The sequence below is a fragment of the Psychrobacter sp. N25K4-3-2 genome, from assembly GCF_015351755.1.
GTDB lineage: Bacteria > Pseudomonadota > Gammaproteobacteria > Pseudomonadales > Moraxellaceae > Psychrobacter > Psychrobacter glaciei.
This window is the reverse complement of the sequence record NZ_JADKLX010000011.1, coordinates 1-5,784: the sequence shown is the minus strand read 5'-3', so window position 1 is coordinate 5,784 and position 5,784 is coordinate 1. Positions and strand designations below refer to the sequence as shown.

Genomic DNA, 5,784 nt, shown 5'->3' with positions numbered 1-5,784 from the left:
ATAGAGAGCTGACGATGACCTACTCTCACATGGACGAATCCACACTACCATTGGCGCTACGATGTTTCACTTCTGAGTTCGGGAAGGGATCAGGTGGGGCCATCGCGCTATTGTCGTCAGCAAAGGGGGTTAGATATGAGTCTGATGTTGTTATTATGACTTCAAATTTTACTTTTTAGTCGACCAACTTGTAACCTAACTGAATCAAGGTTAAAGGTGATATCGAAATATTCTTTCTTTTATTCTAAAGCTTTCGCTTTACAAGATAGATTAATTAGAGCTTTCATACAAACCACTTGGGTGTTGTATGGTCAAGCCAAACGAGCAATTAGTACAGGTTAGCTACACACATCGCTGTGCTTCCACACCCTGCCTATCAACGTCGTAGTCTTCAACGGCTCTTTAGGGAAATCTAATCTTGAGGTGGGCTTCCCGCTTAGATGCTTTCAGCGGTTATCCCATCCGAACGTAGCTACCGGGCAATGCCACTGGCGTGACAACCCGAACACCAGAGGTTCGTCCACTCTGGTCCTCTCGTACTAGGAGCAGATCCTCTCAAATTTCCAACGCCCACGGTAGATAGGGACCGAACTGTCTCACGACGTTCTAAACCCAGCTCGCGTACCTCTTTAAATGGCGAACAGCCATACCCTTAGGACCTGCTTCAGCCCTAGGATGAGATGAGCCGACATCGAGGTGCCAAACACCGCCGTCGATATGAACTCTTGGGCGGTATCAGCCTGTTATCCCCAGAGTACCTTTTATCCGTTGAGCGATGGCCCTTCCATACAGAACCACCGGATCACTAAGACCTACTTTCGTACCTGCTCGACTTGTGGGTCTCGCAGTTAAGCGCGCTTTTGCCTTTATACTCTACGACCGATTTCCGACCGGTCTGAGCGCACCTTCGTACTCCTCCGTTACTCTTTAGGAGGAGACCGCCCCAGTCAAACTACCCACCATACATTGTCCTCGGTATTGTTATACCTGAGTTAGAACCCCAACATGACCAGGGTGGTATTTCAAGATTGGCTCCACAAACACTAGCGTGTCTGCTTCAAAGCCTCCCACCTATCCTGCACAAGTCAGGTCAAAGTTCAATGTAAAGCTGTAGTAAAGGTTCACGGGGTCTTTCCGTCTAGCCGCGGGTACACAGCATCTTCACTGCGATTTCGATTTCACTGAGTCTCTGCTGGAGACAGCGCTGCCATCATTATGCCATTCGTGCAGGTCGGAACTTACCCGACAAGGAATTTCGCTACCTTAGGACCGTTATAGTTACGGCCGCCGTTTACTGGGGCTTCGATCAAGAGCTTCGCTTACGCTAACCCCATCAATTAACCTTCCAGCACCGGGCAGGCATCACACCCTATACGTCCACTTTCGTGTTTGCAGAGTGCTGTGTTTTTAATAAACAGTTGCAGCAGCCTGGTATCTGCGACTGTCAACAGCTCAAGGAGCAAGTCCTATCACCATCAACAGCGTACCTTCTCCCGAAGTTACGGTACCATTTTGCCTAGTTCCTTCAGCAGAGTTCTCTCAAGCGCCTTGGTATTCTCTACCTGATCACCTGTGTCGGTTTAGGGTACGATTCGTTTATAACTATTGCTTAGAAGCTTTTCCTGGAAGCATGGTATTTGCCACTTCGCTGTACAAGTACAGCTTGCTATCAGATCTCAGCCATGTAGTAGCCCGGATTTACCTAAGCCACAAGCCTACATCCTTTCACCTGGACAACCAACGCCAGGCTGACATAACCTTCTCCGTCCCTCCATCGCATTATAAACAAGTATCAGAATATTAACTGATTTCCCATCGACTACGCCTTTCGGCCTCGCCTTAGGGGTCGACTCACCCAGCCCCGATTAACGTTGGACTGGAACCCTTGATCTTCCGGCGTGCGAGCTTTTCACTCGCATTATCGTTACTCACGTCAGCATTCGCTCTTGTGATACCTCCAGCATGCCTTACGACACACCTTCACAGGCTTACACAACGCTCCCCTACCACTTGAAAACAAATTCAAATCCGCAGCTTCGGCTCCTAGTTTGAGCCCCGTTACATCTTCCGCGCGGGCCGACTCGACTAGTGAGCTATTACGCTTTCTTTAAAGGATGGCTGCTTCTAAGCCAACCTCCTAGCTGTCTATGCCTTCCCACCTCGTTTCCCACTTAACTAGGAATTTGGGGCCTTAGCTGGCGGTCTGGGTTGTTTCCCTCTCCACAATGGACGTTAGCACCCACTGTGTGTCTCCCGGATATCACTCATCGGTATTCGGAGTTTGCATCGGTTTGGTAAGTCGGTATGACCCCCTAGCCGAAACAGTGCTCTACCCCCAATGGTGTTCGTCCGAGGCGCTACCTAAATAGCTTTCGGGGAGAACCAGCTATCACCGAGTTTGATTAGCCTTTCACCCCTATCCACAAGTCATCCCCTGGCTTTTCAACGACAGTGGGTTCGGTCCTCCGGTTGATGTTACTCAACTTTCAACCTGCTCATGGATAGATCACTCGGTTTCGGGTCTATGCCCTGCAACTAAACGCCCTATTAAGACTCGGTTTCCCTACGGCTCCCCTAAACGGTTAACCTTGCTACAGAACATAAGTCGCTGACCCATTATACAAAAGGTACGCGGTCACCCTAATAAATTAAGGCTCCCACTGCTTGTACGCACACGGTTTCAGGTTCTATTTCACTCCCCTCACAGGGGTTCTTTTCGCCTTTCCCTCACGGTACTGGTTCACTATCGGTCAGTCAGGAGTATTTAGCCTTGGAGGATGGTCCCCCCATCTTCAAACAGGATTTCTCGTGCCCCGCTCTACTTAATATGTTAACGCTAATGTTTCGAATACAGGACTATCACCTACTACGGTCAGCTTTCCCACGCTGTTCTTCTACATTAGCACTAATCGGCTTCTCCCCGTTCGCTCGCCGCTACTTGGGGAATCTCATTTGATGTCTATTCCTAAGGGTACTGAGATGTTTCACTTCCCCTCGTTCGCTTCTCGTACAAGTACGAGATACCTACCTTATGGTAAGTGGGTTTCCCCATTCAGAAATCTCCGGATCACAGGATATTGCCGCCTCCCCGAAGCTTATCGCAGGCTGTCACGTCTTTCATCGCCTCTGACTGCCAAGGCATCCACCATGTGCGCTTCATTACTTGACCATACAACCCCAAGTAGTCTTAACTTATAAATAAGTTTTAACTTCAAAGTGTCATAAAGTCTAATTATGATAACGATATCACCTAATTTTATACGCTTGATTCAGTTCTCTTTACTTTTTTAATAACTCACTACTGGGATAACAACTGATGTCGTTAAGTAGTGAGTTATTAAGGTTAGAAACAACGCGTGAACACGTGTTCCTAACCCAGACTCATATCTATGTTTTTAAATAGTTCTTACGCTCTCGTCGAGTCATAAGTTCTGTATAAAACAGAAAGAAATAATCGTATGATGTAATATCTGAATTATTTGTTTCTGTTTATGCTTGTTTAATATATCTACTATCGTATTTATTATGGTGGAGCCAAACGGAGTCGAACCGTTGACCTCCTGCGTGCAAGGCAGGCGCTCTACCAACTGAGCTATGGCCCCGTAAATAAATGGTAGGCCTGGGCAGACTTGAACTGCCGACCCCCGCGTTATCAACACGGTGCTCTAACCAGCTGAGCTACAGGCCTGTGTCTGCCTGTAAAGGCAAAGCGCTAATAATAAATACTAGCTAAACTAAAGAACAACTTGTTGTGAATTCTTGCTGACCGAATGCCATCTATAAGGAGGTGATCCAGCCGCAGGTTCCCCTACGGCTACCTTGTTACGACTTCACCCCAGTCATCAACCACACCGTGGTGAACGCCTCCCCGAAGGTTAAGCTATCCACTTCTGGTGCAATCAACTCCCATGGTGTGACGGGCGGTGTGTACAAGGCCCGGGAACGTATTCACCGCGGCATTCTGATCCGCGATTACTAGCGATTCCTACTTCATGGAGTCGAGTTGCAGACTCCAATCTGGACTACGATAGGCTTTTTGAGATTCGCATCACATCGCTGTGTAGCTGCCCTCTGTACCTACCATTGTAGCACGTGTGTAGCCCTGGTCGTAAGGGCCATGATGACTTGACGTCGTCCCCGCCTTCCTCCAGTTTGTCACTGGCAGTATCCTTAGAGTTCCCGGCTTAACCCGCTGGTAACTAAGGACAAGGGTTGCGCTCGTTGCGGGACTTAACCCAACATCTCACGACACGAGCTGACGACAGCCATGCAGCACCTGTATTCTAATTCCCGAAGGCACTCCCGCATCTCTGCAGGATTCTAGATATGTCAAGACCAGGTAAGGTTCTTCGCGTTGCATCGAATTAAACCACATGCTCCACCGCTTGTGCGGGCCCCCGTCAATTCATTTGAGTTTTAACCTTGCGGCCGTACTCCCCAGGCGGTCTACTTATTGCGTTAGCTGCGTCACTAAGTCCTCAAGGGACCCAACGACTAGTAGACATCGTTTACGGCGTGGACTACCAGGGTATCTAATCCTGTTTGCTACCCACGCTTTCGAGCCTCAGTGTCAGTATTATGCCAGAAGGCTGCCTTCGCCATCGGTATTCCTCCAGATCTCTACGCATTTCACCGCTACACCTGGAATTCTACCTTCCTCTCACATACTCTAGCTCAACAGTATCAGATGCAGTTCCCAGGTTGAGCCCGGGGATTTCACATCTGACTTATCGAGCCACCTACGCTCCCTTTACGCCCAGTAATTCCGATTAACGCTTGCACCCTCTGTATTACCGCGGCTGCTGGCACAGAGTTAGCCGGTGCTTATTCTGCAGCTAATGTCATCGTCCGTGGGTATTAACCACGGAGTCTTCTTCACTGCTTAAAGTGCTTTACAACCAAAAGGCCTTCTTCACACACGCGGCATGGCTGGATCAGGGTTTCCCCCATTGTCCAATATTCCCCACTGCTGCCTCCCGTAGGAGTCCGGGCCGTGTCTCAGTCCCGGTGTGGCTGATCATCCTCTCAGACCAGCTACAGATCGTCGCCATGGTAGGCCTTTACCCCACCATCTAGCTAATCCGACTTAGGCTCATCTAATAGCGAGAGCAGTAAACTGCCCCCTTTCTCCCGTAGGTCGTATGCGGTATTAATACGAGTTTCCCCGTGCTATCCCCCACTACTAGGTAGATTCCTAAGTATTACTCACCCGTCCGCCGCTCGACGCCTGATAGCAAGCTATCATCGTTTCCGCTCGACTTGCATGTGTTAAGCCTGCCGCCAGCGTTCAATCTGAGCCATGATCAAACTCTTCAGTTTAATCTTGCTATGAAGTCCTTTAAAGAGACTTCTAAACTTGGCTCATCTAATCTGGCAAAATCGCTAAAAATTATGTTCGTAATGAATTAACTTTGAGTTTTTCTGCTGTCTTAAATGATAATTTTTATAGTTAGAATGAACTCCGAAAAGGAGCTAAAACCAACTTTATTTTTTAGCATTCTGAATCAGCAAAAATCCACACAAGTTGTTCTTTAGTTATGCTTTTAAATAGTGCTCAATCACTGTCGTCCAGTAACTGATATATTGGGTATCTCTCTTGCTGTTTAGTCTCAAACCCTTGCGGGTTAAGCTATCTAGCGAGCCGACTATCTTATCATAATGATTGGGATTGTCAAGCTTTTTTATAATTTGTTTCATCAGGTTAACTGGGTTATTAATGTGTAATCTACACACTAGTTACTTCCAGCTCGTCTTGATGAGGGCGTATTATAGACGCTTTAAATC

The 5,784-nt window shown here is 47.9% G+C and carries 2 tRNA genes and 3 rRNA genes; all 5 read right to left on the bottom strand.

The features are described from left to right. Positions 1-6: 6 nt before the first annotated feature. The 5 genes from rrf to IOD06_RS13350 all read right to left on the bottom strand — a co-directional run bounded on the left by rrf (position 7) and on the right by IOD06_RS13350 (position 5,319). Positions 7-121: ribosomal RNA gene (gene rrf, locus IOD06_RS13370) — 5S ribosomal RNA — on the bottom strand. A 186-nt stretch (positions 122-307) separates the two neighbouring features. After that, positions 308-3,169 (bottom strand): 23S ribosomal RNA (locus IOD06_RS13365). Positions 3,170-3,526: 357 nt separating this feature from the next. Then, positions 3,527-3,602, bottom strand: a tRNA-Ala gene (locus tag IOD06_RS13360). Between the two features lie 9 nt (positions 3,603-3,611). Further along, positions 3,612-3,688: transfer RNA gene (locus tag IOD06_RS13355), tRNA-Ile, on the bottom strand. A 92-nt stretch (positions 3,689-3,780) separates the two neighbouring features. Then, positions 3,781-5,319: ribosomal RNA gene (locus tag IOD06_RS13350) — 16S ribosomal RNA — on the bottom strand. The 16S, 23S and 5S rRNA genes sit together here with 2 tRNA genes alongside, the layout of an rRNA operon. Between the last annotated feature and the right edge of the window lie 465 nt (positions 5,320-5,784).